Source organism: Paenibacillus ihuae, from assembly GCF_001368795.1.
GTDB classification, from domain to species: domain Bacteria; phylum Bacillota; class Bacilli; order Paenibacillales; family Paenibacillaceae; genus Paenibacillus_AQ; species Paenibacillus_AQ ihuae.
Genome location: NZ_LN831205.1, coordinates 177,246 through 179,344 on the forward strand (window position 1 = coordinate 177,246; position 2,099 = coordinate 179,344).

The following is a 2,099-nucleotide window of genomic DNA, read 5'->3' on the forward strand; positions in this document are numbered from 1 at the left end:
AGGAGGCCTATATGCATTCTTCAGCCTTTGATGAAATCTATACCCTTATGGAAGCCTCATTTCCTGTCAGTGAGATGAGAAGCTACGGCGGCCAGAAGGCTTTGCTGGACAATCCCAGCTACCGGATATTTACCGAGCAGGAGGCTTCCGGCCGGATCATTGGCTTCTTAGCAGCATGGGAGTTTCCGCTGCTTCGTTTTGTGGAGCATATCGCCGTGAACCCGGCTACGCGCGGCAGCGGAATCGGCAATAAGCTGATGAACAGCTATCTCGCCCGTTCGGACAAGCAGGTGCTGCTGGAGGTGGAGCCGCCGTCTGGAGCGCTGGAGCAGCGCAGAATCGGATTTTATGAGCGGCTGGGCTTCCACCTGAATCCTTATGATTACGTCCAGCCCCCGCTGCGTACCGGATAGCCCGATCTGCCGCTGCGCATTATGACGTATCCCCGGCCCATCCGTCTAAGTGAATTTCAATTATACAGAGAGATCCTGTATACAGAGGTCTATAAGACTGCTGTCTCCCGCAGCCGCTAATTCAGAGCCTTATCCAGAACAGCCCGGTCCATTCTCCTTTGGAGATTGGCACGGGCTGTTGTTGTATCACACCAGCCTTCCCTTTGTTGCAGAAAAGAGGGTAATTATAGATAGCAGGGATTCGAAATGCTTCTTTACAATCCGGATACAAGTTAGAAATAAGTTCATGGTTAAATGGATTTATAGCAAAGAACAACACAAACAACCAACACGACTATAAGGGAGACGATATTCAATGAAAAGCAAAAAGATGATCATAGCAACGATGGTGTTCGGAATGGCAGTTACAGGCTCGGCTGGTGTGTATGCAGGAACCAATCTGCAGAAGATCAGCGCCTATCTGAATCACAGCATCAGCTTCAAGGTCAACGGAGCAGCATATACACCGGTAGACGGAAACGGCAAAACACTGTCTCCGATTACCTATAACAACACTACTTATCTTCCTGTCCGTGCACTGGCGGATGCCCTGAATGTACCGGTAACCTTCAATGCTTCGGCCAATCAGGTCGTTCTCGGAAGCGGTTCGGGCAATCCGTTACCGGATAACGGCTCCGCCATCACCTTAGCTCCAATAAATTATACTGCCGCGCAAAAAGAACAGATCACCAAAGCATTCGCAGATTATCAGGGCTTTGAAACGGCCTATGCACCGGCACAAATGATCAGCGGAGACAGCTTCGTAAGTGTGGGCGGCGGTGAAGACGGTGTGTCCCTCCTCTTCAAGCATATGCGTGTGAATGTTTCTCCGCGGGATTACTCGTATGACTATAACGGAACTACGGTGAAGCTGGCGAATGGAACAAGCGCCAAATGGTATACGCCTTCGGATATCCCGATGCTGACCTTCAAGCTGGATGACCGCTATGTGACACTTAGCTCGCCGGATCAGTCCCTAAGCAAAGCGAAGCTGGAGAAGGTAGCTGTAAACGTAGCAAAATTGAGTAAATAACCGGCGGTACGCGGATATTGTAGAAGATGAAAAGCAGCAGTCCGTTCTGGATTCACAGAACAGGCTGCTGCTTTTTTTGGGGAATTAATAGTGTAAATGTTTCACGTGGTAAATTATTAACCTTCGTTTATTTGTTTGTGCTGTGCTGCTTATTAGCCAGTCTTGCTTCCGGGGAGCCTTTGCCCCGGCGTTTATTCTTCTCTGCCTTCCGCTGGTTCTCCTGGAATTTCTCCACAAATTCGTGCGTGTCCATACCTGTCTGCCTCCTAAAGGGTTGTGAGCATAGTCTAGTCAGAACTGCCGTTACTATGTCCATTTCGAATGTTTTTGATGCATTGATACAGTCGCCCTTAAGCATGTCCTGGGAATGGACGGAGGTTATCCGCCTTATGCTTACCTTTAATTTGTACAGTAAAGCTTTAGTTTTACCCTGTGGCTGGTTTCTGAGGCCGGAAGTTATCTCAAGGGGAGTAACAAGCCATTATCATTATTAAAGTACATATTTTGCAGAAAGGGTGGGTAAATAAAATATAGAGTAAAAAAAGCTTGCATTGTTTTCTTATACATGATATATTCTATTTCTGGCCGCGAAACATCAACGCCGAGCTCGAAAA

General features: G+C 47.9%; 3 protein-coding genes. 2 read left to right on the forward strand and 1 reads right to left on the reverse strand.

Annotated elements, in window-relative coordinates; all coding sequences use genetic code 11:
• On the forward strand, nt 1–413 hold a 413-nt coding region (locus tag AQR02_RS29455; protein ID WP_342447506.1), incomplete at its 5' end, for a GNAT family N-acetyltransferase.
• A 355-nt stretch (nt 414–768) separates the two neighbouring features.
• Nucleotides 769–1,485 carry a stalk domain-containing protein gene (locus tag AQR02_RS29460; protein WP_054943867.1) on the forward strand — a complete coding sequence of 239 codons (717 nt, stop codon included), beginning with the start codon at nt 769–771 and terminating at the stop codon, nt 1,483–1,485.
• 127 nt (nt 1,486–1,612) lie between these two features.
• On the opposite strand, the gene AQR02_RS31710 is transcribed toward AQR02_RS29460, so the two are convergent.
• Entirely contained in the window at nt 1,613–1,738 is a 126-nt protein-coding gene (locus AQR02_RS31710; RefSeq protein WP_082452152.1) for a DUF4023 family protein, read from the reverse strand.
• Nucleotides 1,739–2,099 lie beyond the last annotated feature (361 nt).